This window comes from Kitasatospora sp. NPDC093102, from assembly GCF_040683915.1.
Classification (GTDB): domain Bacteria; phylum Actinomycetota; class Actinomycetes; order Streptomycetales; family Streptomycetaceae; genus Kitasatospora.
Map to the genome: position 1 here is coordinate 1 of NZ_JBFBFA010000054.1, position 23,232 is coordinate 23,232.

Here is a 23,232-nt window from a genome sequence, read left to right on the forward strand (position 1 = left end):
GGACCAGGTACACGGCCCGCGGCAAGGTCATCTGGTCCGAGCAACCGCTGACCGCACCCGAGTTCCAGTTCGAGGCGATGCTGCTGTAGCCCGGACCCGTGGACAGAGCGCACTACGATCGGCGCCAGACCGAGGCGGCGCGCCGGCACCGGGAGCGGATGAAGACCCTGGCCACGTGTCGACTGCGGCATGTTGACCGAACCGGAATCCCTGACCTGCGCCGCCGGAGCGCCTGCCGCCACTGTTTGCGCGGCCGCCACGGTCTGGCCAGTTTCAGGAAGCTCGCGCCGCACTGATATCGGCGCTCCTGCCGGCTCTCCTGGTCGCATGAGGACTACGTGCTCAACCCCGGATCGAAGACCTTTACAGTGCCCTTATTTACTCGGCGAGCCCTCTTGCGGATGAGATCGTGTCGGGCATGAATGAGACGGAACACACCGTGTTCGACGATTCCGACCTGCTGGGCAGGATGGAGCAGAACCTGGCCGAACGCGCCGGCCACCTGCACCGCAACATGAAGCACGCGACCGTCACCGAGACAGCCGATCTCGTGATCGCCGACAGCGGGCTCGACGACGACACCTTCAACATCGTGGCGGCCGCGCGTTTCACCGACGACACCGCTCCCGACCGGGTGGCGGAGACGGTCCGGACGCTGACCGCGACAGGCCGGCCCTTCTCCTGGTGGGTCGGTCCCGCCACCACACCCCCGGACCTCGCCGTGCTCCTGACCGGCGCCGGCCTCAAGGCGTCCGAGACCGAGACCGGCATGTGGATGGACCTGCACACCGCCCCGCCCGAGCCATACGCCGAGGGCCTGGACATCCGTCCCGTGACGACTCCCGAACAACTCGCCGACTACGCGATGATCCTGGCCGCGAACTGGGACCCGCCGGCCGCCACGGTCCGCCGCTTCTTCGCCGATGCGACCGAGTGGGCTCTGGCCCCCGCCTGCCCCGCGCGCTACCTCATCGGCTACGTGGACGGCCGACCGGTCTGCTCGGCCGAGGTCTTTCTCTTCGCGGGTGTCGCCGGGATCTACAACATTGCGACCCTCGCTTCCGACCGCCGCCGCGGATACGGCGGAGCCATCACCCTGGCCACCTTGCGCACGGCCTACAACGCGGGCTACCGCACCGCGGTCCTGCAGGCGTCCTCGGACGGAGAACCCGTCTACCGCCGTCTCGGATTCCAGGCCTGCGGCCAGTTCACCGAGTACGCAGTCACCACCTGAGACCTCCGGCCGGGCCAGGGGCAGGGGACACCGCCCACCGGCTCGGCCTCGGGTCATGTCCGCTGGAGTGGTGTATCGACGGCCACTCGGTGATTCGTCAAGAGGTTATGCGGTGAGGGGAGTTGGGGTCAGGTCTGTGCTGTTTCCTCCCTTGACGAGGTGAACACGGCAGCGGCCGAGGATATCGGGGCCCGTGTAGCGGCGCTGTCGGCCCACTCGTCGTTCTGTTCGGCGAGGACCGCGCCGACGAGCCGGATGACGGCCGTGCGGTCGGGGAAGAGGCCGACGACGTCGGTGCGGCGGCGGATCTCCTCACGTTCCTGGGGGTTGTTCGAGATCTGCCCAGGGCCGCCGGGCACGTCTCCGGCTTCATTTCTCCTGCTGCCGCGTGGCCTGCGCGGGCGGGGCCGCCAGCCCGGGTCGATGCCGGTCCGGTCAGGGAGTGTTGCCGTGGACCGTCGTGCGGCCGGGGTAGTGGGTCGCGAGGTAGGTACGGGCCGCGGTGAGGTCGCCGACGACGCCGACGATGGTGCGGCCGTCCGGCGCGGCGCCGGTCTCGAAGACCGCGAAGCCGGGCTGATTGAGTGCCTGGAGGTCGCCTTCGAGTTGGTAGTCGTGGCCGCGTCGAAAGACGAGGTCGGAGGTGATGTGGCCGCGCACGACCCGTGTCCGGCCTGGGAAGCGCTGGTCGAGGGCGCGGCGGGCGTCGTTGAGGTCGCCGATCACTTCGACGGTCTGCACCCTGTCACCGGGGTGGGCACCGACGGTGTCCACGTGCCAGGTGGCCGGGCCGACGCCGGCGTTGTAGATGGCCTGCTGGAGGTCGGCCAGCGACTGCCCCCGCGGTCCGGCGGGCTGGGCGGCCGCCGCGCCGCATGCGACGGCCAGGACGGAGACGGTGACCAGGAGCCGGCCGGTGAGTGCGACGTCCACGGGCGTGCCCTTCTTTCATGCTGTCAGGCGATGGAGAGGCCGAACTTGTCGACGACCGGCGAGATCGGGGTGTACAGGAGGGTGTCGTAGCAGGTTGTCCGGATAGCTGTGTCCCCGCAAACAATCTTGTTGCCACCACCGGCAACGGCGATGCCTCTGGCCTGCATGTCCTCGCCACCGTTGATGCTGGCGAAGACCGGCCCGCCGCTGTCTCCCTGGGCCACGGCGATGGTGCTGTCGTCGGTGCGCTCGGCGATGTCCATGTCGGTGTGCCAGGTGCCCTCGACGTTGGCGGCGTACTCGGTTTTGGTGATCTTCAGACCGCAGTGCACGCCGGACATGGCCCCGCTGTCACACACCAGTCCTCCGACGTTGTTGTGCCCGGCGCCGAAGGTCCGCTTGGAGTAGCCCGACGCGTTGTTCCAGGCCCCGTCGTAGAAACGCCCGGACGGAGTGCCGTTGACGTTGATCACGGCCACGTCGAGAGCGGTGTCCGCATCGGAGACCGAGCCGATGACGGCCCCTGCGCCGGTCTTGTAGGTGCCGGAGGTGCCGCAGTGCGCGGCGGTGAGCAGGACGGCGGTCTTGCCGCGCCAGGCACCGAACCCGCTGCTGCAGAACGCGTTGGCGGGGGAGGTGAGTTCGGCACCGGCGCTCCAGGGGTTGGCGTCGCTGTGGCGGGTGGCCGTGGCAGTGGGAGCGGCGGCCGGGGCAGCGTCGACGGGGACACCTGCGAGCTCGGCAGCGCGGGCGGCGACCTGCTCGCGCGCGCGAACACCGTCCCGACGTGCAGTGCCCGGGGTGTAGCCGACAACCAGCCCGGTCCCGTCTGCCGTAGGCCCGGCCGAGTTCCACACCGCGCCCGCGTCGCCGCGCACCGCGGCCGCCACGAGCCGGTCCCGCGCCTCGCGAAGCTGCCGCAGGGTGTAGGGCGCCCGCCGGACCGTGGCCGTGACCCCCGGCGGGGTGTGCGCCAGCAGGTCGGTGACGCGCTCGGGCACGTCCCCGTGCCAGTACAACGTCAGCCGGCCCTCCTGCGGGTCGACAACGTGCCCGGCGTAGCCCGGGACCTGCGCGCGCCGGTGCTCGGGCACCCCGAGGGCGGCGTCGGCAAGCCGGTCGAGCACCACCTGACGCCAGAGCACCTCAGGGGCCACGACGCCGACTGTGCGGTGGGTGCCGAGCGCGGGCGGCGCCGTCGCCGCTCGGGCCGGCACCGCGGTGAGAAGGGCGAGCAGGGCCCCGACAACGGCCGTCCTGCTGGTTCGCATCCGCCCAGTAGCCCACAACATGGGTCAGCGGCACCAGTTGCTGGGCCCCGTGTCACCCGCACGAGCGACCCGGTCCGCCCACGATAGACGGTGTGTGGAAGCAGCAGGGGCCGGGCGGGCCTCGGCTACCGGCTGCCGGTCGAAGCGGGGGGCGAGACAGTGTCGGTGGTGTCCGGCTCCGGGGTGACCGTGGCGTAGGTCGGTGCCGGAGCGGTCAGTCGCGGACCCGCGACATGCCAACTGGTCACACGACAAGTGCCTGTCGAGCGCGCTCGGACAGGGCGGCTGCGCCCGGTACCCCACGTGCCTGGTAGCGCCGCGTCATGCTACCCATGGCCTGGACGGACTCGGTGTTCCGCTTCGAGGTGATGCCGTCCATCAGGCTCAACGCCTGCCCCCAGGTCGAGACTGCCCGTTCATCTGGCCGCGGCTGTCGAGCGTTCCTGCCAGCTCGTCCAGCGTCAGAGCATGGATACGCCGGAACTTCTCCGGGGCTCGGCCGGCAAGAACAGCACGGCGGTGCTTCTCCGCGTTCTGGTGGTCGCCGAGTTCGGAGAGCGTCTTGCCAGTGTGAGAGCTGACGGGGGCGCCGGCCGGCCCGGCAGTGGCGGTACGGTCTTCCCGCCAGGCCCGCTGGGCGGCTACCTCAAGTGTGTGGGCAACGAGAAGGGGCTGGTGCCGGCCTGCGCCTGGGCCGACCAGAGCGGGACCACCATCGGGAGCGTTGCGGACTGCCGCAGCGGTGCCGGCACGGACGACCTGGCGTCTCTCGCCGAGCGCACCAGGGCCGTGCGCGAGGCGATGACGCATCAGCAGAAGTAGCGCGTGCGCGTGGGCCATTTTCACGAATCCTCATCACTGTGCCGCCCCACCTCCGGCAGTGGGGGAGGTGGGGCGGCGGTGAGAGTGCGATCAGAGCCAGTCGAGCCCGAGCGCGGCGGCCTGGTCATCGGACCTGTTCCACCGGGTACCCCTGGGCCAGAGCGGCCTTGCGGAAGGCGGCGAGCCGATCGGCGGGGACGGCGAAATGGCGCTCCCCCAGCCGGGTCACGAGGGTACGCAGGCGCCGGTCTCCGGCCAGGAGAGCGGCGACGGCACCGTCCGCGCATTCGATCAGGTGGACCGGGCCGGTGTCGCGGACCTGGCCGAGGCGGCGAGCGGCGTCGGCCAGGAGCGTCGTGACGGTCTGCGGCAGCGGATGCCGGCTTGCCGACTCCAGGTAGCGACGCAGCTCGGTGAGGTCGCGTCCGGCGTCGGCGGCTTTGAGCAGGGAGCGGTGGGTGAGGCTCCAGACGTGGTCGCTGGTCTTGTCTGCGAAGGCGTCCAGAAGCAGGGCGTCGCCGGGGGCCAGTCCGTCGAGGGCGGCGATGTCGTGGTTCGGCAGGACGGTGATCCGGCGGGCCGGGGTTGCCGGTTGGGGCTTGGGGCTGGGGGTGTAGGTGGCCGCCTCGCCGGTGGCGTAGGCGCCGAGCGGGTTGAGGCGCAGGGCGAGCAGGCCGTCGTAGCGGCTGAGTTGGTCGAGGTAGTCGCCACCCCAGTTGTGCTGGTAGTCGGTGCGGGCTCCGGTGGGCGGGACGTAGTCGATGTCGATCAGGCCGAGGACGGCCGCGTACTCGAAGAGCACGGCGAGTGTGTAGCGTCCTTGGAGCAGTGACCAGTCGTGGTGGCCGTCGTAGCCGAGGCTTCCGTACTGGGGGTCTTCCAGGTACAGCTTCCACAGGGCGCGTTCGGTTCGGGTGATGACGGGGTCCTGGCCGGCTCGGCGCATCCGGGCGAACAGGTCGTCCATGGCGATCCACTGGCCGGTTGTGCGGGCGGCGAGTGCCTGGCCGACGAGCTCGCGGCGCGGTCGGACGGCGGTGAGCACGTTCGCGGCGCGCTGGCCCTTGATCTCCTCGATCCGGGAGAACTCGTCCAGCAGGGTGTTCTTCAGCCAGCGGTGCCACAGGGGGGCGATGGTCTCGTGCGCGGGCTTGGCGAGTGCGGTCCGGCCGCGCGGGGTGAGCGTGAGCCTGCCGGAGGCGAGGGTCGCCAGGCCACCGGCCTGGAGGAGTAGCGGCCAGGCGAAGGCGGCGATGGCCTCGTGCTCGTAGAAGTCGCCGCCGTCGAGGACCCCGCCGATCGCGGCGACGGCGGCCGCGCTCGGCCTGCGGGTCTTCTCGCTGCAGCGCAGCTTGCCCGTCGCGCACAGCTGGAGCACCGCGGCCAGGTTGGCCTGCGCCTCGTGCTCGGTGACACGGATCCGGCGCTCTTTCTCCTGCCGGTCCTCGAGCTGGTGGTCGATGCTCACAGCTGTCCCATCGCCACGGTGTAGTGGAAGCCGCCCGGGCCGCAGGACTGCTCCAGGGTGCGGACGATGTGCCGGGCGTCGTCGTACGGGCCGGAGGCGTAGAAGGGCTTCCCCTCGCGGCCGAAGACGATCGCGGGCTCATCGCCTCGCACAGGCCCGAGGTAAGGGGCGGTATCCGCGAAGCCCGGTGCGGGCGTGAAACCGAGGGAACGCGCGTACGCGACCGCACCGTGGACGATCGTGCGGGCCTGGTCGAGCTCGATGCTCAACGGCGGCTGGTCGAAGGCCGAGTAGTACCGGCGCAGGTACGAAAGGAGTGAGCCGGCTCCGATGACCTCCGGCCCGACGGTGTTCTTGACGCCCAGGCAGTAGACGTCGACCAGGAACCCGCACACCGTCAACCTGCTGGCGCGCTCCTGACGGGCCACCAGCACCTGGGCGAACCCGCTGGTCTCCGTGTCGTCGGCGGCGTGGGGGTACCCCCGCCCGGAGGCTGGGGGAGGGTCGGCCTCCGCCCACGCGGGCACGGCGGCCAGCCCCAGGCCGGCGCTCCAGCCCGCGTTCACCCAGCACCCGACCACCGGCCGATCGGCCGGGGCCGCCCCTGCCGTCCGGCACTCGGCCACCTGCCGCAGCAACGCACTCGCCTGCGCAGGGCGCAGGCCCAGCGCCCTCGCGATCTGCTTCGGCCCGCTCCCCGCCGCCCGCAGCTCCAAGACCCTGGCCAGGACGTCATCGCTCTCCATCACCCGGGCATTGTCCACCAGCCCCGGACACCGGAGACACCCGCCCATGACCGTTCGACCCCAACGGCTGGAGCATGCCCCGAACGGCCGCCGTCGACGTGGCAGTGCCGCTATTCTGGGGCGTTCCAGGGCCAGCTTCCGCCACGATCGGGCCCACCCGACCGCTCACCTCAACCCGACTACGTCATCTCTGCAACTCGCAGCCTCCCCGCAACCGCCACTGCCGCCCCGCCGCCGTGGTCGCCGTCGCCGAACGCAACTGCCGGGCCACGAGCACTGCCCGAACATCCGCGGATCCCCGTGCCCGCCCATGCGCCGGCTGTTCCGTCCGGCGGTGGTCACGGGCGGGCCACCGGGCGATAGCCGTTCCCGGCGAGCCAGGCCCGCGCCCGGCCGCGATGCCGCTCCTCGGCGAACAGGCGGAACCGGCGCAGCTCGTCCTCACGGCGCGCCAGGACATCCTTGAAGCGCCGGAACGTCCCACGGCCCGCAATCGCGATCTCCAGGCGATCCGCGAAATCGGCGTCACCGACCGTCGCGATGAACAGCTCCATCCCTGATCTTCGGAGGGTACCCCCGGCTTCAGTCGGGGAGGGAATCCGATCCTGGGACCGGCGGCGCGGAGCGCTCGTGGTGCCTTCTGTCAGCGGCGACCGCTAGCGTGCGGCGCAGCCAGGACGGGTGACCAGGGAGGGTTTTGCGTGGGTGGCAGTGGATGGGCGGAAACCGGGCCCTACCAGGAGGATCTGGGAGCGGCATTCCGTCGGGCTCAGGCGCAGGAGCTGGCGAAGGACGATCACGGTTTTCCGGGGCAGAGCATCAGTGAGCTGTGGAGGGACGAGGACTGGCAGGAGTACATCCTGACGGGAGGCACCGGTACCGTGCTCGACTTCTACGCACTGATCGACGCCGAGGGCGGCGACGACGTCGCCATGATGCGCCCACTGACCGGGAGCGAAGTCCGGAGCTGGGCTCCCAACGGCCGGCCCACGCGCGAACAGTGGGAGGCCGCGCTACCGCAACTCCTGAACCCTGTCGGCCGAGGAATCGGCCGGTGCACGGTGCTGTACCAAGATGGCGAACCAGCCGAGATCGCCTACTGGGGCTGTACCGCGGACTAGATTCAGCACCGGTCAAACTTCCCTGAGACGGGTCAGTGGGCTACCGGCCGGGTGCGGTGCCCTTGACCTCGGCGACCAGGCGGGCATGGACGGTGGCGGCCGCTTCCTGGGTGGCCGGATACGGGTCCTTCAGCTGGGGAGCGATCAGTTCGGCGGCCGCGGTGAGGACCGGCACCGGCACCGGCCCGGTGGTCTCCCCGGCGCCACTGCCGCTGCCGCCGTCCGGACGTCCACCGACCCCGACGCTGCGGTCCGCGCCGCGAGGACGCCGACTCCCGTCCGCCTGCGGCCTGGCCCTGGTCCACCACCTCACGGGTCAGAACAGCTAGAGCTCGTTCCGGCCTTGGTGCAGGGGTTGCGCCGTCCCCGGGTCTGCCGCGGCGGCTTGGAAGCCGAGCGCCGCGCCGCGCTGACCGACCCGTGTCGTGGCCTCGTATGACTGCCTTTGGACGCGGTGTGCCTCCGGCATCCGGATCGCGGCGAATCCGGCCAGCGCGGTCGGGATGGGCAGGTCGGGCAGTGTGAGGAGCTCCGTGAGTGCTGCGGCGTCCTGCAGGCCCACCCCTGCGCCCTGGCCGAGTCGGGGGCTCATGGCGTGTGCGGCGTCGCCGATGAGCGTGACCCGGCCGCTGGTCCATCGGTCGGCCAGTACCTGGTGGATGTTGGCGTAGTAGCTGGGGGGTTCGGTGCGCATGGCCTGGATGAGGCTGCGCAGCGGTCCACGCAGGCCGCGGTAGCGTTCGGCGAGGTCGGCGGGCGTGTGATCCCGATGGTTGTCGGGTCTGCCGGGCAGGAACACCGTGGCGTTCAGCGTCCGGCCGCCGTCCATGATGAAGTAGCCCAGGGACCCGTCGCTTGTCATCGCGGTGACGTCGAGGCCGTCGGTGTTGGGGACCTGGAAGCGCAGGACGGCGCTGCCGGCGTAACTGGCGTCCGGACCGCCCAGGACGGTGCGTCGCGTCCAGGAGTTGATGCCGTCGGCGGCGACGACCGCGTCGAACTCGCCGCTGCTGCCGTCGCTGAACTCCACTTCCACCTGCGCGCCGCGCTCGGCGATCGCGACCGGCGAGGTGCCGGTGCGGACCTGGTCGCGGACCGGCTCGTAGAGCCAGAGTTGGAGCGCGGAGCGGGCCGTGATCCGGCCGCCCACCGTGGTGGTGGCGACCGGGACGGACCTGTCCGGATCGAACATGACGACGCGGCTGAGCGGGTCCGAGGGGAGTTCTCCCGGGTCGAGGCCCAGTTGGCGAAGGGCGTCGAGATGCCGCTCGGACAGCACGATCGCCCAGCCCGCCTCCGCTATGACGGGCGTCCGCTCGACGACGGTGACGTCGACGTCGCGGGCCCTGCGAAGCCCGTTGGCCAGGGCGAGTCCGGTGAGTCCGGCACCGATGATCAGGATGCGGCGGGTCACGCGATCGCCATTCCGCCGTCGACCGCGATCACCTGGCCGGTCACCCACGCTGAGGCGGGGTCGGCGAGTGCGACGATCCAGCGGGCGACCTCGTCGGCCGTGCCGCGACGCCTGAGCGGCAGCGCGGCTGCCTCCTGCGCCTTGACGGCTTCAACCGCCTCGGGCGGCAGCATCGTCGAGAGGATCGGGGTGTCGGTGGGGCCCGGGGAGACCGCGTTGACCCGGATGCCCTGCTCGGCCAGCCCGGCGGCCCACGAGCGGGTCAGATAGTCGATGGCGGCCTTGGACGCGCCGTAGAAGGCGCCCTGGGCGTTGGGGCGCTGCGCGACCGCGCTGCTGACGTTCACGATGCTGCCGCCCGAGGCGGACAGGTGCTTCACTGCCGCGCTCGCCAGATAGGACGGTCCGAAGACGTTGATGGCGAACAGGTTGCCGAGAGCCTCGGCATCGAGGTCGAGGATGTGCACGGGGCTGATCACGCCGGCGTTGTTGACCAGCGCGTCCAACCTGCCGTGGGCGTGCGCGGCGTGGTCGACCAGCCGGCCGGCCTGCGCTTGATCGGAGATGTCCGCGATGCGGTAGTCGATGGCCGGGTGGGCTGCGGCGAGCTCGGCGAGCGGCGCCTCTCGGCGGCCCGCCACGATCACCCTCCAGCCTGCGTCGGCGAACTGGAGGGCCGCCGCGCGGCCGATTCCGGTGCCGCCGCCGGTGACCAGGGCAACACGCTCCGGGCTGTGGGTCGTCATGCTCGGCTCCTTGAGCGAAAGCGAATGATCTTTCGTTTTAGTTCTACTCCCGGTCGGGGTGCGCGTCAAGACGAAAGATCGTTCTATATTGGGGGCATGCCTCAGGTCACGCCGGAGTACCTCGCCGAGCGACGCTCGTCCATCCTCGCGGCCGCGCGCCGCCGCTTCGCCACCCACGGCTTCCACACCACCTCGATGCCTGACATCTGCGCCGAGGCGGGAATGTCGGCCGGCGGGGTCTACCGTTACTTCGACGGCAAGGACGCGCTCATCAGGGAGCTGGCCGAAACCGCGATGGCGCCCGTTCTCCACGCCCTCCGCGAGGCGGCCGACGCGGACCCGGTGCCGGGGCCGGCCGAGGTCATCGACCTGATCCACCGCACACTGCTGACAGATGGCGCTTCGACGTCCACCGCGCCGCTCATGCTTCAGGTGTGGGCCGAGGTGGTCCACAATCCCGGTCTGCGGGAGTCCCAACGCCGCCACACCGCCGAGCTCCTCGACGTCCTGAGCATCTTCGCCCGCCGGTGGGCGGACCTCGACGAAGAGTCGGCGAGGGCCGCGGCACGCGCTCTGATCGCGATGAGCGTGGGGACGTTCGTGATGCAGAACGTCATCGAGGTGGACGGCGAGCCGACTTCCGCCTCGACCCTGCTCAAGTCACTCAAAGGAATCGCTCTCCAGTGAGTCTTCCGTCGACTACCCGGTAACCCCTGCCACCTGCTAGACCCGGCCTCCCAGCACTCCCCCCTGCCGGTCCTACGCCCAGGACCGTCCGTGGGCACGCGTCCGGTACCGCGCAGGACGTCCAGGAGACCATGGTCTGAAGCGTCCTGCGCGACATCCACCCGATGATCGAGACCGGGCCGCTGGACCAGGCGGCTGAGGCCTGCCGGAAGATGCTCTCCGGCATCGCGTGCTTCCGGATGGTGCTGACCGCCGGCTGACCTCGCGCCTCCGCCCGCGCTGGACCGCGCGCTCCCGCTGCGCGGCCGGTGGTGACGGCCGTCACCCGCTCGTGTGGCGGGGCAGGTGAGGGGCTTGTTCGAGGAAGGTGTCGAGCACGCCGTCGGCGATTTTGACGGGGCCTTGGGGGCGGGTGGCGCCTGGCAGGGTGTGCTGGCGGGCGGCTTGTCCGGCGTGGTCGCGGGAGAGGGAGAAGAGCTGCTCGGCGCGGGCCGTGTCACCGTCGAGGCGGGCCAGCAGGGCGTCGCTGGTGTCGGTCAGGGCTTGTCCCCACAGGGCGAGGGCGTCCAGCCAGGGTTTCGCCTCGGCTGCCAGGCCTGCATCGGGCACATGGGCGCGGATCTGCTGAGGGGCGGCGGCCATGGAGCGGGCGTAGCGGCCCAGTTCCTGTGCGGCGTGCTGTTGGCGGCCGGCCTTCCAGTCGGCCTGGAAGCGGTTGATGCGGGCCTGCAGTTCGGGGGCTTGGGGCTGCCAGGGGGTGCCGTCCCAGCTGGGGGCGAGGTGCTGGGTGTCGAAGAAGAGGGCCAGGGCGTCGGTGGTGGAGGGATCGCCTGCCGCGAGGTAGCGGGTAGCGGCCCGGAGGCTGGCCTCGGGGGTGTAGGCGCGGGTGTTCCAGGCGTAGTCGGCGCCGGTGAACAGGACCGGCTTGCTGGCCGAGGCCTGGTTCATGGGGTTGAGGACGATGCCGGTGAGGTGTTCGTCCAGGGCGGGGGCGCGGCGTGCGTAGGGGGCGAGCAGCAGGCGTCCGGCCGCGTGGTCGTAGTCGTTGGTGGGGTAGTTGTCCCACAGGGCCACTTCGCGGCCCCACACGTCCGTGGCGTCGTCGGCCTGCTGGGCGGTGACGCTGGTGGGCACGACGTCCGCGCCGGTCCACATCATCGCGATCCGGCTGTCCAGTGTGCGGCGCAGTGTCTTCTTGTACGGAGTGTCCTTCAGGTCGCTGTACTGGGTGGGGACCATCTGCAGCGGTCGCACGTCGGGGTGCTGGTCCACGAAGTCGTGCTGGACGCGGTTGAGGAGTTCGCTCTGGGCTGCCGCCATGGCCTGTTCGTTCAGCGGTCCCCAGCGGGCCAGGTCCGCGGCGCAGCTCCACACCGGCAGCGGGTGGATGTCGTCGAAGGCCATCACGAAGTCGCGTATCCCCAGCTGGTACAGGGACCGCAGTTTGCCGGTGACGGCGGTGCGGTCGGCGGCCGAGCTGTAGCACATCGACTTGCCGGGCGAGAGAGCGTAGGTGAAGTCCACGTGGTTCTCGCGGGCGGCCCGGGCGAGTTCGGCCAGCTGTGCGGCCTGGGCGGCGGGGTAGTCCTCGCGCCACCGGTCGCGCTCATAGGGGTCGTCCTTGGGCGCGTACAGATACGTGTTGAGCTTCATCCGGCCGTAGAAGGCCAGTTGGTCCAGCCGCTGGGCCTGCGTCCAGGGAGTGCCGTAGAAGCCCTCGACCACGCCACGCTGGGGGATGGAGGGGTAGTCCACTACCGTCGCTCCGCTGAGGGTCCTGCCACGGATCAGCTGGGTGAAGGTCTGCGCCGCATAGTAGACGCCGGCCGTGTCCTGCCCGGCCAGCACCATGCCGCTGCGGCCGTCCACCGCGCCGGAGGTGATCTGGTAGCCCTCGGTGGGAAGGCCGCCAGGACCGAACGCTCCGCTGCGAGCCAGCAGTTCCCTGACGCGCGGAGCGTCGCGCCGGCCCAGAACCAGCGTCAACTCGGCTTGCCGGGAAGGTTGTTCATCGACACGGGCGGTGCGCACCTCGGCCCCTGCCGCACGCAGCGCCTGGGTGACCACCTTCACCGCCTGGTCGTCGGCCCCGTCGTCATGGAGCACATCGACCTGGCGGGGAACGGGCAGGTCCGCACCGGTGCGGCGGATCTCGTGCGGCGTGGGCGACACCTCGGGCAGGTCGGGCCCGTCGACCGGGCCGGCAGTGATCGACGGGGCCGGTGCCGTGGGCCTGGCGGACGGCGGGCCCGGGTCCCGGGGTGCGCATGCGGCGGCGGTACCCAAGGCCATCGCCACCGCCGTCGCGGTGGCGGCCCGCTTGACCCGCCTCACCGGCCGCTCCCGTGCGCGCGGTCGGTGCCTGCCTTCAGCAGGGACCAGGCGGCGACCACCAGCACCAGGAACCAGCTGCTGGGAACGAGCAGGAAGAGCGAGGTGATCACGGAGGAGACGGGGTCACCGAGCGGAAGAACCAGCCAGTACGCGGCGGCGCTGGTGACCACCAGGCCGAGGGTGCACAGCGGCCATACGAGCACCCCTGCGATCTTCGACGTCCTCGTCCATCCCGGGACGAGCAGCCACACGGCCGCCCCGATCAGCCAGCCCACGACGGGCAGGAGGTAACCACCGAAGACCACCAGCAGGACAGCGACCACCTGGCGCCGGCTCCACCGCGGGAACGGCTGCTGCCGGCTCCCCCCGGATGACGCCTGGTCGGCGGCGGACGGCGGGAGGGACACGAGGGGATGTGTCACGGGCACTCCTTCTGCATCGGGCTGCGGCAGCCTCCCCCGGGCTCACCCTGGGAAAGAGGCATCTGTTCAGTTTGTGACGAAATAGGGCGGTCGGCCGGTTCCCTCCGGATACAGCGGCCCGGCACGGGCAAGCGTCCTACGCGGTCACGCGCATCGGACGGGGGAGCGCAGACCCGCCGATGCCGCCCCCTTGATGCCCAGTGGGCCGACCTGCGCTTCCACGCGGCGGCCGCGGCCCGGCCCTGCGCGCGGCGGTCTCGTATTCTCGTGCCGCCGGAGAGGAATTCGGCGAGCGGGAAGGGAAGCTGACGGTGTTCGGACGAAGCAGGCGCGACGAGCCCTTCGAGGCGCTGCACTGGGACGAGATCACCCAGTTCACGGTGGGCAGGGCGTTGCGGAACACGTTCCGCACGCCGAAGCGGGGCGAGGGCGCGCACGCGGTCCGGTTCATGAGGACGCGCGGGGGCGACGAGTACATGGTCCCTGGCGTCTACATCGTCCCCGTGGAGCCGGCCGGACCGCTTGCGAAGGGCGGTTTCCGGCTCTTCGAGGACGAGGCCGGGCGGCAACTGCTGTGCACGGTGCTGCCGGACGGTTCCGACCGCTACCGGGTGACGGACGCTGCCGGCCGGGAGCTCGGCTCCGTCCGTCGCACACCGGTCACGAAGCGGCTCTCCCAGCAGGGCCTGTGGATGGAACAGCTCGGGCACCCGGTCATCGTGGCCCCACGGGCCTGGGCTCGGGGAGGGCCGGGAGCGTCCCTGGGGCGTGGGGCGGGCCACGTCCTCGACGGGATCGTCGACTCCCTGCTGTCCTTCGGGTCCGACGAAGCGACGGGTTCCGGGGGGAGCCTCAAGCCGGTGGTCTGGGCAACGGGCGTGGGCGCGGGGGAGGGGGCGGACGGGACGGGGGAAGCGGTGCTGACCTTCCCGCGCCGCTCGGACGGCACGCGCTGGTACTTCGTCAAGCGGGACGGCTGGCTGGACAAGCGCCTCGCCTTCGCGCTGGCAGTGCTGCGCGAGACCGACACCATCGGCGCCGACCGCCGTTGAACCGCGCCCGCCTCCGGGCGTGCCCGGCGCGGCCGAACCCTTGCCGTCGGGTTCGGCCGCCCGGACTGCCTGCACGGCCCGGACGGCCTGGACCGAATGTCGGGCGGTGAGGCCTGCCTCCGACGGCAACACCGCTGCCCGGCACAAGACGTGGCGGCTGGAGGGCGTGGCTGGGCTGGACGCGGCCGCTTCGGTGCTCGGGATGGTCCGCTCGGAGATGGGCGGCACTGCTCGGGGCGCCGGCCGCATGGGCGCGCCGCACGCGAAGGCGGTCAACGAGGCCGTGCTCTCCTTCGTCCTCGGCGGTACCGCGCCCGGGGCCGTGGGTGGGGGTGGCCCGGCCCGGCCGACGCGTCCCGTACGAGCACGGCGGAGCCGTGAGTGCGGGGGAGGCCGATCCGGTACAGGCCGGTGGAACGTCCGGGTGGCCTGTTCAGTGGCCTGGCTGGTGTTCGGGCATCAGGGCGAGGAGGCTGTCGGGGATGGTGTCGCCGAAGGTCTCTTCGAGGTGCTTGGCCGTCTCGGCGTCGGCCCGGCTCATGCGGGCGAACATGTCCTGCTCGTAGGCGTCGAGGCCGGATTCGAGACTGCAGGCATGCGGCGGAGCCCCGTAGCCAAACGGACGGGGCGTCAGCGCATGCCACCGGAAGCGAGGATGACATCCCCGGTGATCCAGCGCGCGTCGTCGGAAGCCAGAAAGGCCACCAGCGGGCCGTAGTCGTCCGGGGTGCCCGTACGGCCCAGCGGGGTACCGGCGATCGCCTGTGCTTCCTGAGCCGAGCCGGGGAATCCCATGGCCCTGGTGCCCTCGGTGTCCGACGGTCCGGGCATGATCGCGTTGACCCGGATACCGCGCGGGCCCAGCTCCTTGGCCGCCACGATGGTGAACGCGTTGACGGCGCTCTTGGACGCGACGTAGAGCGAGGCGTACGGCGGGTGGGTAAGCGTGCCGGCCGTCGAGACGTTGATGATCGATGCGGCGCCGATGTCGTCCTGCGCGGCCAGGGCCTGCGTAGTGAGGATCGTACCCAGCAGGTTCGTGGTCATCTCGCGCTGGAACTCCTCTTCGGTGATGCCCGACAGCGGCGCGAAGGCCGCGACGGCTGCGTTGTTCACGAGCACGTCGACCGGTCCGTACTCCTCGCGCGCTCGATCGAACAGATGGCGCACGTCGTTGCCGCGGGCCACGTCCGCCCGGACCGCGATCGCCCGGCCGCCCTTGGCGGTGATGCCCGCGACGACCCGTTCGGCGCCCTTCGCATCCTCCCGGTAGTTCACCACGACGGCCGCGCCGGTCCCGGCCAGCGCCTGGGCGATCCCCGCACCGAGGCCCTTTGATGCGCCCGTGACGATCGCCGTACGTGCGTTGCTGCTGATCACAGTGACTCCTCGAACGTTGGTGCTTGCGGAAGTCACCGTAGGAAAGTTAATTACTATTGGGAAGTACCTACTTTTTTGTAAGCTCATAACGTGATGGAAACTCAGCAAGTCGCGACGGCTGCCCGACTCCTGGCCCACGACACCTTCGACAACAAGTGCGCGCTCAGGCCGATCATGGACCAGACGACAAGCCGCTGGGCGACGCTGATCATCTCGGCCCTCATCGCCGGCCCGCACCGCTTCGCGCAGCTGCACCAACGAGTCGGTGGCATCAGCCAGAAGATGCTGTCGCAGAACCTCAAGGCACTGGCCCGGGCCGGGCTCGTCGACCGCCATGTCGCGCCCACCATCCCGCCCCAGGTCACCTACAACCTGACGGAACTCGGTGTCAGCCTGGCCGGGCCGCTGACCGAACTCATCCAGTGGTTCGGCCGACACGGATACGAGCTCCTCGCCGCCCAGGAGCACTACGACAGCCAGCAGGCGTCACCGCGCGCGTAGCGGGCCGCTCCCACGGGACAGCCTCTGCCACCAAGGCGGGGCCTCCGCGGCCGGGGCGTTCGCCGTCCCCTTCCTGATCCGCACCGCCCTCACCCACCCGCGCCCCGCCACCGTGCCGGCATCCTGCTCCTGGTCGGCTCCCTCGCCCGCCGCTCCCACTTCGGCGACGGCTCCCGCACCGGGCTCTTGCGCGCAAGCCTCCCCGCCGGCGCACTCGTCTTCGAGTCCAGCGGCTACGTGGGCACCTGGTCCGTCCAGGCCGCACAGCAGGCCATCGCCGCCGACGCAGACCTGCTCGTACCCCTGCCCCTGCTCGACCACCCTGCCGCAGTCGTCCGCACCGCCACCGCCTACGCCCTCTCGGCCACAGCCCTCCCCGTCCCCGACGGAATCACAGCCGCCCCGCACGCACGCTTCGAAACCGAGGACGACCCGGTGGCACGGGCGAGCCTGGTCCTGGCCATCGGCCAACTGGCCTGGGAAGACCGCGACGCCGCCACTATCGCACGCACCCGCACATGGTGGCAGGACTCCGCCCGCCCCACCGACGTCCGCATCAGCGCAGCCCTCGCCTGGCTCTGCCTCGTCGACGACCCCATCCCCACAGACCTCGACGCCCTCCTCGACACCGAGGTCACCGACGAAATCGCCAGCCTCCTCGTACCCGTCCCCTGGCTGCACGACGTCGACGACGACGGGCTGCGCACCACCCTCACCCAGATGCGCAATCCCGTAGTCCGCAGCGGCGCATACGTCACCGGACCCCCGACTACGCACGGATGAAGGTCGCAGCCGTGCTGGACCGGCTGGACGAGCCGGTGCTCGTGGTCCTGGTGCGGCTGGTGCAGGAGCCCAACCACGCGGTGGCCCGGCCCTCGCTCGCCCAGGCCACGGTGGACATCAACGGGCGTCCGCTGCGCGCGCACGTCGCGGCGGCCGGCATGCGCGAGGCGATTGACCTGCTCCAGAACCGCCTGTCGGCACGGATCGCCCGGTTCCGCCACCACCGCCGTCCGGCCCGTACATCGCTGGGCTGGGCGGACGGCCTGGGCCCTGAGCACCGTCCGCAGCCGCCCCCGCGCACCGGAGGAGCGTCGGCTGGTGCGGCACCGCAGCTACAGCGCGGCGCGGCTGGGCGCGCTGGAGGCGGTGTTCGAACTGGAGGCGATGGACTACGACTTCCAGCTGTTCACGGACGCCGAGAGCGGCTGCGACAGCCTGGTGCACCGGGGCGCGGCGGGCAGCGGGCCGGCCCGCTGCCCGGCCCGGTGTCGGGCCTGGTGGCCGGCCGCTTCACGGTGCCCTGCCTGACGGGCGCGCAGGCCCGGGTCCGACTGGACCTGAGCGGGTTGCCGTTCGTGTTCTACACCGATGCCGCGACCGGCCGCGGCAACGTCCTGTACCACCGCTACGACGGGCACTACGGGCTGATCACGCCCGCCGAGTAGCGGCCCCGTGCACCCGGCCCGCGTGGGGGCGGGAGGCGTGGAAACAGCTCCCGGCCCGCGTGGGGCCCGCCCGGGAGGCGAGGAGACAGCTCTCGGCGGGGGTGGGGACCGTCCGGGAGCGTGGGAGGAGGAGCTGGGGACGGTGTGGGGCCGTCCCCGGCTCCCGTCTGCTTTTCGCCTGCATTACCCGCCCACTGATGGCGAATTACCTCGACATTACGTCTGTGGCGAAGCATTTCGGCCAACTTGCTGCAGCACGGGTGACGCGTTCCCAACAAAGCTGGCACTGTACCGTCCCATCGCCGCAGAGGTCCTTGCAGCCGCACGCGCACCACCCGCTGCGGCGATCACATGAAGGCTGTCCCCCACTCGAACCACCAGCTCTACCGGGCGGCACCACCCTCGGCCGCCCGGCTGACTCCGGCCGTACCCTCACGGCCGCCGCAGAAGGAGTTCAGTGTGACTCGATCCTTCCGAAAGACCACTGCCACAGGCGCGCTGATAGCCAGCGCCGCAATGGTCGTGACTGCCCTGACGTCCGGCGTCGCCACCGCCGACGAGACCCCCGTCCAGGCCCCCGCCGAGGTCCGGGCGATCGCCGGCGCGCTGCCGGTGCAGCTGTCGCCGGAGCAGCGCGGCGAGTTGCTGGCCTCGGCGGACGCGTCGCTGGCGCAGACCGCCAGGTCGCTGGAGCTGGGCCCGCAGGAGGCGCTGGTCGTCAAGGGCGTCACCAAGGACGCCGACGGCACCCTGCACACCCGCTACGAGCGGACCTTCGACGGACTCCCGGTGCTCGGCGGCGACCTGGTCGTCCACACCGCCGCGGACGGCTCCACCAAGGGCGTCACCAAGGCCACCCAAGCGGACATCGCCGTCGACACCACCGCCGAGGAGAGCGCCGAGGCGGCGAAGGGTCTCGCGCTCGACAGCGCCGGCAGCGCGAAGGTCGCGGAGCCGGCGGCCGACAACGCCCGCAAGGTGGTCTGGGCCGCGTCCGGCACCCCGCGACTCGCGTGGGAGACGGTGGTCACCGGCACGCAGGAGGACGGCACGCCGTCCGAGCTGCACGTCATCACCGACGCGAACTCCGGCAAGAAGATCCTCGAGTACCAGGGCATCGAGACCGGCGTCGGCAACAGCAAGTACTCCGGCCAGGTCACGATCGGCACCACGGCGACCGGCGGCGGCTTCGCGATGACCGACACCACCCGCGGCGGCCACAGCACCTACGACCTGAACGGCACCACCTCCACCAGGAAGTTGTTCACCAACCCGACCGACACCTGGGGCGACGGCACCGTCGCCAACCGGCAGACCGCCGCCGTGGACGCCGCCTACGGCGCCCAACTCACCTGGGACTACTACAAGAACGTCCACGGCCGCAACGGCATCAAGGACGACGGCATCGGCGCGTACACCCGGGTCCACTACGGCAACAACTACGTCAACGCGTTCTGGTCCGGCAGCTGCTTCTGCATGACCTACGGCGACGGTGCGGGCAACGTCAAGCCGCTGACCTCCATCGACGTCGGTGCCCACGAGATGACCCACGGCGTCACCTCCGCCACCGCGAACCTGGTCTACAGCGGCGAGTCCGGCGGCCTGAACGAGGCCACCTCCGACATCATGGCCGCCGCCATCGAGTTCTGGGCGGGCAACTCCGAGGACCAGGGCGACTACCTCGTCGGTGAGAAGATCGACATCAGGGGCGACGGCACCCCGCTGCGTTACATGGACAAGCCCTCCAAGGACGGCCGCTCCAGGGACTACTGGTCGTCCGACCTCGGCTCCGTCGACGTGCACTACTCCTCCGGCCCGGCCAACCACTGGTTCTACCTGGCCTCCGAGGGCAGCGGCGCCAAGACCGTCAACGGCGTGGCCTACGACTCCCCGACCTCCGACGGCCTGCCGGTGACCGGCATCGGCCGGGACGCGGCCGCCAAGATCTGGTACCGGGCGCTCACCACGTACATGACCTCGACCACCAACTACGCGGGCGCCCGCACCGCCACCCTCCAGGCCGCTGCCGACCTGTACGGGCCGACCAGCGCGACCTACATGAACACCGCCAACGCCTGGGCAGCCATCAACGTCGGCCCGCGCGTCGTCGACGGCCTCCTGCTGGACCCCGTCGCCAGCCAGGTCACCGCGATCGGCGCCCCCGCCGATCTCCAGATCAAGGCCGCCAACTTCAACCCCGGCATCGTCACCTACCACGCGACCGGCCTCCCCGAGGGCCTGACGCTCCACCCGGTCACCGGCCGCGTCACCGGCATCCCGGCCCTTGCCGGCACGTACACGGTCACCGTCACCGCCAAGGCTTCCCACCACAGCAGCATCGCGACGACGTTCACCTGGAAGGTCTCCCGGGGCATCTTCGCGAACACCGCCCCCATGCCGATCCCGGACGGGGGCCCGGCGGTCTTCTCGGACGTCGTCGTCGACCGGATCCAGGGCCGGGCACCGAGCGACCTCAAGGTGGGCGTGGACATCAAGCACACCTGGCGCGGTGACCTGGCCATCGACCTGGTCGGCCCGGACGGCACCGTGTACCCGCTGAAGAAGAGCAACATCGGCGACGCGGCCGCCAACGTCATCGAGACCTACACGGTGGACGCCTCCACCCAGCTCGCCAACGGCACCTGGCGGCTCCGGGTGCAGGACATGTACCGCGGCGACTCGGGCCGCATCGACGGCTGGAAGCTCATCTTCTGACCGCGTCCGCACTGAGCACCGACCACTGAGGTGACCCGGTCGGCGAAGGCACTCACTTCGCCGGCCGGATCATCTCTTGGACGTGCGGTACGGTTCGTCGCCGGGCTCTGGACCACCGAGACCAGCAGTAGTTCGACTGTTCGGCGGCTGGTCAAGTCCCTGACGACGAGGGACGGGACCTCTGGTAGATCACTTGTGCCGAGCAAGATGATCAAGACCGAGGGGTCCTGTTGCAGGAGAAGCCTGTCATCACCCGGACGATCACGACAGCCCCGGGGTGTACGCGCCGGGGCACCTGGGCGAGCTGTCCCCTGCTGCTGTGGATGGGCCGCTACCTCGGCTTCAAACGCCTGGACCTGCTGCTGGAGGCCTTCGCCAGGCTCCGGGACATCCCGGCCGTGCGCCCGGCCCTGCTGGTCCTGGGCGGCTTCCCGGGGGAGTGGGTGGGCGAGCACCCGCGTCGATCCTCGACGGCACGAACTCGATGATGGTCAACCTTCGATGACACATGGCGGTGCCAGTCAACCTTCGACGGCAATCGGTGATGACCCGACGCAACGAAGTTAGTCGACCGGCTCGCATCGACCTGCGCGGACTGGATTGAGTGAGACGGCTGTGGGTCGGCGATTTGCCTGTGTGTGACATGGCTGTCCTTTGACGCTGAGGTATGACGGCTCAGGCACTCGCCCGCGTGACCAGCTGCCGCGCCGTTAGGATGCCGGCGATCGCGTCTGCGGCAACGGCTCGTGTGCACTCCAGGCCGGTCGCGCAGGTTCGAATGAGGGGAGCGCTGTGGCTCTGGCGGAGCGGCCTTCGCCAGCGTGGGATGTTGCCGACCTGGTGGATCAGCAACTGCTCGTCGTGCCGAATCCCCTGGCCGCGTGAAACAGTGACACGTTGTCGGGTGCAAGCGGTGCGGATCGACGAGCCGCTGCTGTGGCGCCGAATGGGCTGGGTCCGGGTGCGGATGAACGTGGCCGGGCAGGACGCGGCCGGCGGCTCGCTGCTGCTGCCGGTCGCGCCACGCGCGCAGGCGCTGGCCCTGCTGGGCCGGCTGTGGCCAGGGGGCTGGACCTGGACGCAGTCGCCCTGGCCCCGCCACCGCGGCGGGCCTGCTTCCTCGCGCCGCTCTGGGCGGCTCGGTCGGGCTTCGGGCTGGACGCGCAGGTCGTGGTCGGTCGCCGGGGACTGATCGTCCGCCGGACGATGATCATCCCTCATACGAAGCCGCAGAGTCTTGCGCTGACGCAGAACCCACTGACGCGATCGCTGGGACTGGCAAGGCTGCACCTCCGCCCCACCACTGGCCCGGTGCGCGTCTCCGCCCGCTTCCGTGACCTGGGCGAAGCTCGCACCTTCCTCCAAGCCCAAGCCAGTAGTGCTCGGCGACCAGACCGAAGTGGGCCGTGCTGTAGCGGATGCTGAGGCTGAGCTCGCCGCCTCGGCAGGGCCCGGCCGGAGTCGCCGGCACATTCGGCTGGACCCGTCCGAGGGCGTCGACGACATGGACGAACTGCTGGCCTTCCACGACTTCCCGGCCGAGCGCCGCCTCGCTGCTGCTGCCGATCGCGCTGGACCGCACGACGGTACCCGGTCGCCGGGGAGGGGGCCCGGCTTGAGGCGGTACAGCATACCGGGTATACATACTCGGTATGTCCATCCGTCACGGTCTGCTCGCCCTGCTCGACCAGGGCCTGCGCTACGGCTACCAGCTGCGCACCGAGTTCGAGGCGCGCACCGGCGCCACTTGGCGCTCAACGTCGGGCAGGTCTGCACCACGCTCGGTGGGGTGGACCTTGAGGTTGACGCCCGCGTAGGGCCTGGACTTCGGCGGCGCCGTGGCCGTGGACGCGGCTGGCGTTCTCCAGGTGGAGCACCGGCGTCTGCCGGGCCTCTTCGGTGGGGGACACGAATTCCCCCTGCGGGGCTCAGGTGCGCAGGCGGCGGCCGCGCTTGGCGGGCGTGGTGCCGTCGCGGGCGGTCTCGGCCGTGCGGTTCTGCAGTCAACGTGCGCGCCGCACACTGAACGGTTCACAGAAGCCGTTGCCATATCGAACGCGAGCACGAAGTGCACCCCGACTCGAAAGGGGAGGCCCCCAGTCGTTGCCTGCGAGCTCGTCCATCAGAACAACCATGCAATAGCACAAGGAGTTTCCCGTGACCACGACGTCCGCGCATGCCGTCCGCACCGGCCAGGCGGCTGCCCGAGCCACCGGTCTGAACAAGGTCTACGGCGAGGGTGAGACCCGAGTGGTCGCCCTGGACAACGTCAGCGTGGTGTTCCCGCAGGGCGAGTTCACCGCGATCATGGGCCCCTCGGGTTCCGGCAAGTCCACCCTGATGCACTGCATGGCCGGCCTGGACACCGTCTCCTCCGGCTCGTCGGTGATCGGCGAGATGGAGCTGGTGGGGCTGAAGGACAAGCAGCTGACCAAGCTGCGCCGGGACAAGATCGGCTTCATCTTCCAGGCGTTCAACCTGCTGCCCACGCTGACGGCGCTGGAGAACATCACGCTGCCGATGGACATCGCCGGCCGCAAGGTCGACAAGGCCTGGCTGGACAGGGTGGTGGACACCGTCGGCCTCTCCGGCCGTCTCTCGCACCGCCCGTCCCAGCTCTCCGGCGGCCAGCAGCAGCGCGTGGCGTGCGCCCGCGCGCTGGCCGGCAAGCCGGACATCATCTTCGCCGACGAGCCCACCGGTAACCTCGACTCCCGCTCCGGCGCGGAGATCCTCTCCTTCCTGCACGACTCCGTGCGCGAGCTGGGCCAGACCGTGGTGATGGTCACCCACGACCCGGTCGCCGCCTCCTACGCGGACCGCGTGGTCTTCCTCGCCGACGGCCGGATCGTCGACGAGCTGACCGCTCCGACCGCCGACGGCGTCCTGGACCGGATGCGCCGCTTCGACGCCAAGGGCCGGACGAGCTGACGCCTCG

General features: G+C 70.7%; 25 protein-coding genes and 3 pseudogenes. 16 read left to right on the top strand and 12 right to left on the bottom strand.

Going from position 1 to position 23,232, the window contains the following annotated elements:
• The first annotated feature begins 469 nt into the window (after positions 1-469).
• Positions 470-1,234 (top strand): GNAT family N-acetyltransferase, encoded by a 765-nt coding sequence (locus AB0O11_RS35080; RefSeq protein WP_363395345.1) that lies wholly within the window; start codon positions 470-472, stop codon positions 1,232-1,234.
• Between the two features lie 105 nt (positions 1,235-1,339).
• Here the strand turns inward: AB0O11_RS35080 and AB0O11_RS35085 are convergent.
• From AB0O11_RS35085 to AB0O11_RS35095, 3 genes and pseudogenes are all read right to left on the bottom strand, one after another.
• Positions 1,340-1,575, bottom strand: a pseudogene (locus tag AB0O11_RS35085) (transposase); the annotation flags it as partial.
• A 94-nt stretch (positions 1,576-1,669) separates the two neighbouring features.
• Positions 1,670-2,167: a hypothetical protein gene (locus AB0O11_RS35090; protein WP_363395238.1), complete on the bottom strand. Its 498-nt coding sequence runs from the start codon at positions 2,165-2,167 to the stop codon at positions 1,670-1,672.
• 23 nt (positions 2,168-2,190) lie between these two features.
• A complete protein-coding gene (locus AB0O11_RS35095; protein ID WP_363395241.1) occupies positions 2,191-3,438 on the bottom strand; it encodes a hypothetical protein in 1,248 nt (415 codons plus the stop codon).
• A gap of 468 nt (positions 3,439-3,906) precedes the next feature.
• Between AB0O11_RS35095 and AB0O11_RS35100 the strand changes: the two genes are divergently transcribed.
• Positions 3,907-4,260, top strand: a complete 354-nt coding sequence (locus AB0O11_RS35100; RefSeq protein WP_363395244.1) for a hypothetical protein — start codon at positions 3,907-3,909, stop codon at positions 4,258-4,260.
• A gap of 124 nt (positions 4,261-4,384) precedes the next feature.
• Here the strand turns inward: AB0O11_RS35100 and AB0O11_RS35105 are convergent, their stop codons facing one another.
• From AB0O11_RS35105 to AB0O11_RS35115, 3 genes are all read right to left on the bottom strand, one after another.
• Positions 4,385-5,728 (bottom strand): helicase-associated domain-containing protein, encoded by a 1,344-nt coding sequence (locus AB0O11_RS35105; RefSeq protein WP_363395247.1) that lies wholly within the window; start codon positions 5,726-5,728, stop codon positions 4,385-4,387.
• On the bottom strand, positions 5,725-6,477 hold the full coding sequence (locus AB0O11_RS35110) for a hypothetical protein (RefSeq protein WP_363395250.1): 753 nt from the start codon (positions 6,475-6,477) through the stop codon (positions 5,725-5,727). Before AB0O11_RS35110 ends, AB0O11_RS35105 begins: the two co-directional genes overlap by 4 nt.
• A 335-nt stretch (positions 6,478-6,812) precedes the next feature.
• The gene (locus AB0O11_RS35115) at positions 6,813-7,028 is read right to left on the bottom strand and encodes a UPF0158 family protein (protein ID WP_363395253.1); all 216 of its coding nucleotides are present in this window, start codon (positions 7,026-7,028) and stop codon (positions 6,813-6,815) included.
• A gap of 147 nt (positions 7,029-7,175) precedes the next feature.
• Between AB0O11_RS35115 and AB0O11_RS35120 the strand changes: the two genes are divergently transcribed.
• The gene (locus tag AB0O11_RS35120; protein WP_363395256.1) at positions 7,176-7,595 is read left to right on the top strand and encodes a hypothetical protein; all 420 of its coding nucleotides are present in this window, start codon (positions 7,176-7,178) and stop codon (positions 7,593-7,595) included.
• A gap of 40 nt (positions 7,596-7,635) precedes the next feature.
• On the opposite strand, the gene AB0O11_RS35125 is transcribed toward AB0O11_RS35120, so the two are convergent.
• From AB0O11_RS35125 to AB0O11_RS35135, 3 genes are all read right to left on the bottom strand, one after another.
• Positions 7,636-7,776 (bottom strand): hypothetical protein, encoded by a 141-nt coding sequence (locus AB0O11_RS35125; RefSeq protein ID WP_363395259.1) that lies wholly within the window; start codon positions 7,774-7,776, stop codon positions 7,636-7,638.
• A 144-nt stretch (positions 7,777-7,920) separates the two neighbouring features.
• On the bottom strand, positions 7,921-9,009 hold the full coding sequence (locus tag AB0O11_RS35130; RefSeq protein WP_363395262.1) for an FAD-dependent monooxygenase: 1,089 nt from the start codon (positions 9,007-9,009) through the stop codon (positions 7,921-7,923).
• Complete coding sequence (locus AB0O11_RS35135) at positions 9,006-9,755, bottom strand: SDR family oxidoreductase (protein ID WP_363395265.1); 750 nt, start codon at positions 9,753-9,755, stop codon at positions 9,006-9,008. Before AB0O11_RS35135 ends, AB0O11_RS35130 begins: the two co-directional genes overlap by 4 nt.
• A gap of 96 nt (positions 9,756-9,851) precedes the next feature.
• Here AB0O11_RS35135 and AB0O11_RS35140 point away from each other — a divergent pair, with 96 nt between their 5' ends.
• Together AB0O11_RS35140 and AB0O11_RS35145 are read left to right on the top strand one after the other, a co-directional pair.
• Entirely contained in the window at positions 9,852-10,442 is a 591-nt protein-coding gene (locus tag AB0O11_RS35140; RefSeq protein WP_363395268.1) for a TetR/AcrR family transcriptional regulator, read from the top strand.
• A gap of 80 nt (positions 10,443-10,522) precedes the next feature.
• A pseudogene (locus AB0O11_RS35145) lies at positions 10,523-10,702 on the top strand (alcohol dehydrogenase); the annotation flags it as partial.
• A gap of 61 nt (positions 10,703-10,763) precedes the next feature.
• Here AB0O11_RS35145 and AB0O11_RS35150 read toward each other — a convergent pair.
• Together AB0O11_RS35150 and AB0O11_RS35155 are read right to left on the bottom strand one after the other, a co-directional pair.
• A complete protein-coding gene (locus tag AB0O11_RS35150) occupies positions 10,764-12,776 on the bottom strand; it encodes a beta-N-acetylglucosaminidase domain-containing protein (RefSeq protein WP_363395271.1) in 2,013 nt (670 codons plus the stop codon).
• Positions 12,773-13,198, bottom strand: a complete 426-nt coding sequence (locus AB0O11_RS35155; RefSeq protein WP_363395273.1) for a hypothetical protein — start codon at positions 13,196-13,198, stop codon at positions 12,773-12,775. The genes AB0O11_RS35150 and AB0O11_RS35155 overlap by 4 nt, the downstream gene beginning before the upstream one ends.
• A gap of 311 nt (positions 13,199-13,509) precedes the next feature.
• Here AB0O11_RS35155 and AB0O11_RS35160 point away from each other — a divergent pair, with 311 nt between their 5' ends.
• Positions 13,510-14,250 (top strand): hypothetical protein, encoded by a 741-nt coding sequence (locus AB0O11_RS35160; RefSeq protein WP_363395276.1) that lies wholly within the window; start codon positions 13,510-13,512, stop codon positions 14,248-14,250.
• Positions 14,251-14,880: 630 nt separating this feature from the next.
• Here AB0O11_RS35160 and AB0O11_RS35165 read toward each other — a convergent pair.
• Complete coding sequence (locus AB0O11_RS35165; RefSeq protein ID WP_363395279.1) at positions 14,881-15,630, bottom strand: SDR family oxidoreductase; 750 nt, start codon at positions 15,628-15,630, stop codon at positions 14,881-14,883.
• A gap of 93 nt (positions 15,631-15,723) precedes the next feature.
• On the opposite strand from AB0O11_RS35165, the gene AB0O11_RS35170 reads away from it, so the two are divergent.
• From AB0O11_RS35170 to AB0O11_RS35215, 10 genes and pseudogenes are all read left to right on the top strand, one after another.
• Positions 15,724-16,131 (top strand): helix-turn-helix domain-containing protein, encoded by a 408-nt coding sequence (locus tag AB0O11_RS35170; RefSeq protein WP_363395282.1) that lies wholly within the window; start codon positions 15,724-15,726, stop codon positions 16,129-16,131.
• A 186-nt stretch (positions 16,132-16,317) separates the two neighbouring features.
• Complete coding sequence (locus AB0O11_RS35175) at positions 16,318-16,914, top strand: hypothetical protein (RefSeq protein WP_363395285.1); 597 nt, start codon at positions 16,318-16,320, stop codon at positions 16,912-16,914.
• A 318-nt stretch (positions 16,915-17,232) separates the two neighbouring features.
• The gene (locus AB0O11_RS35180; RefSeq protein WP_363395288.1) at positions 17,233-17,442 is read left to right on the top strand and encodes a sigma 54 modulation/S30EA ribosomal C-terminal domain-containing protein; all 210 of its coding nucleotides are present in this window, start codon (positions 17,233-17,235) and stop codon (positions 17,440-17,442) included.
• Positions 17,430-17,579: a sigma 54 modulation/S30EA ribosomal C-terminal domain-containing protein gene (locus AB0O11_RS35185; RefSeq protein ID WP_363395291.1), complete on the top strand. Its 150-nt coding sequence runs from the start codon at positions 17,430-17,432 to the stop codon at positions 17,577-17,579. Before AB0O11_RS35180 ends, AB0O11_RS35185 begins: the two co-directional genes overlap by 13 nt.
• 516 nt (positions 17,580-18,095) lie before the next feature.
• Positions 18,096-20,294: a M4 family metallopeptidase gene (locus AB0O11_RS35190; RefSeq protein WP_363395294.1), complete on the top strand. Its 2,199-nt coding sequence runs from the start codon at positions 18,096-18,098 to the stop codon at positions 20,292-20,294.
• A gap of 230 nt (positions 20,295-20,524) precedes the next feature.
• Positions 20,525-20,782 carry a hypothetical protein gene (locus tag AB0O11_RS35195; RefSeq protein WP_363395297.1) on the top strand — a complete coding sequence of 86 codons (258 nt, stop codon included), beginning with the start codon at positions 20,525-20,527 and terminating at the stop codon, positions 20,780-20,782.
• Positions 20,783-21,207: 425 nt separating this feature from the next.
• Positions 21,208-21,486, top strand: coding sequence for a hypothetical protein (locus AB0O11_RS35200; protein WP_363395300.1), 279 nt, complete (start codon positions 21,208-21,210; stop codon positions 21,484-21,486).
• A gap of 14 nt (positions 21,487-21,500) precedes the next feature.
• Positions 21,501-21,719: a PH domain-containing protein gene (locus AB0O11_RS35205; RefSeq protein WP_363395303.1), complete on the top strand. Its 219-nt coding sequence runs from the start codon at positions 21,501-21,503 to the stop codon at positions 21,717-21,719.
• 227 nt (positions 21,720-21,946) lie between these two features.
• Positions 21,947-22,080: pseudogene (locus AB0O11_RS35210) on the top strand (PadR family transcriptional regulator); the annotation flags it as partial.
• A gap of 371 nt (positions 22,081-22,451) precedes the next feature.
• On the top strand, positions 22,452-23,225 hold the full coding sequence (locus AB0O11_RS35215) for an ABC transporter ATP-binding protein (RefSeq protein ID WP_363395306.1): 774 nt from the start codon (positions 22,452-22,454) through the stop codon (positions 23,223-23,225).
• The last annotated feature ends 7 nt before the right edge of the window (positions 23,226-23,232 follow it).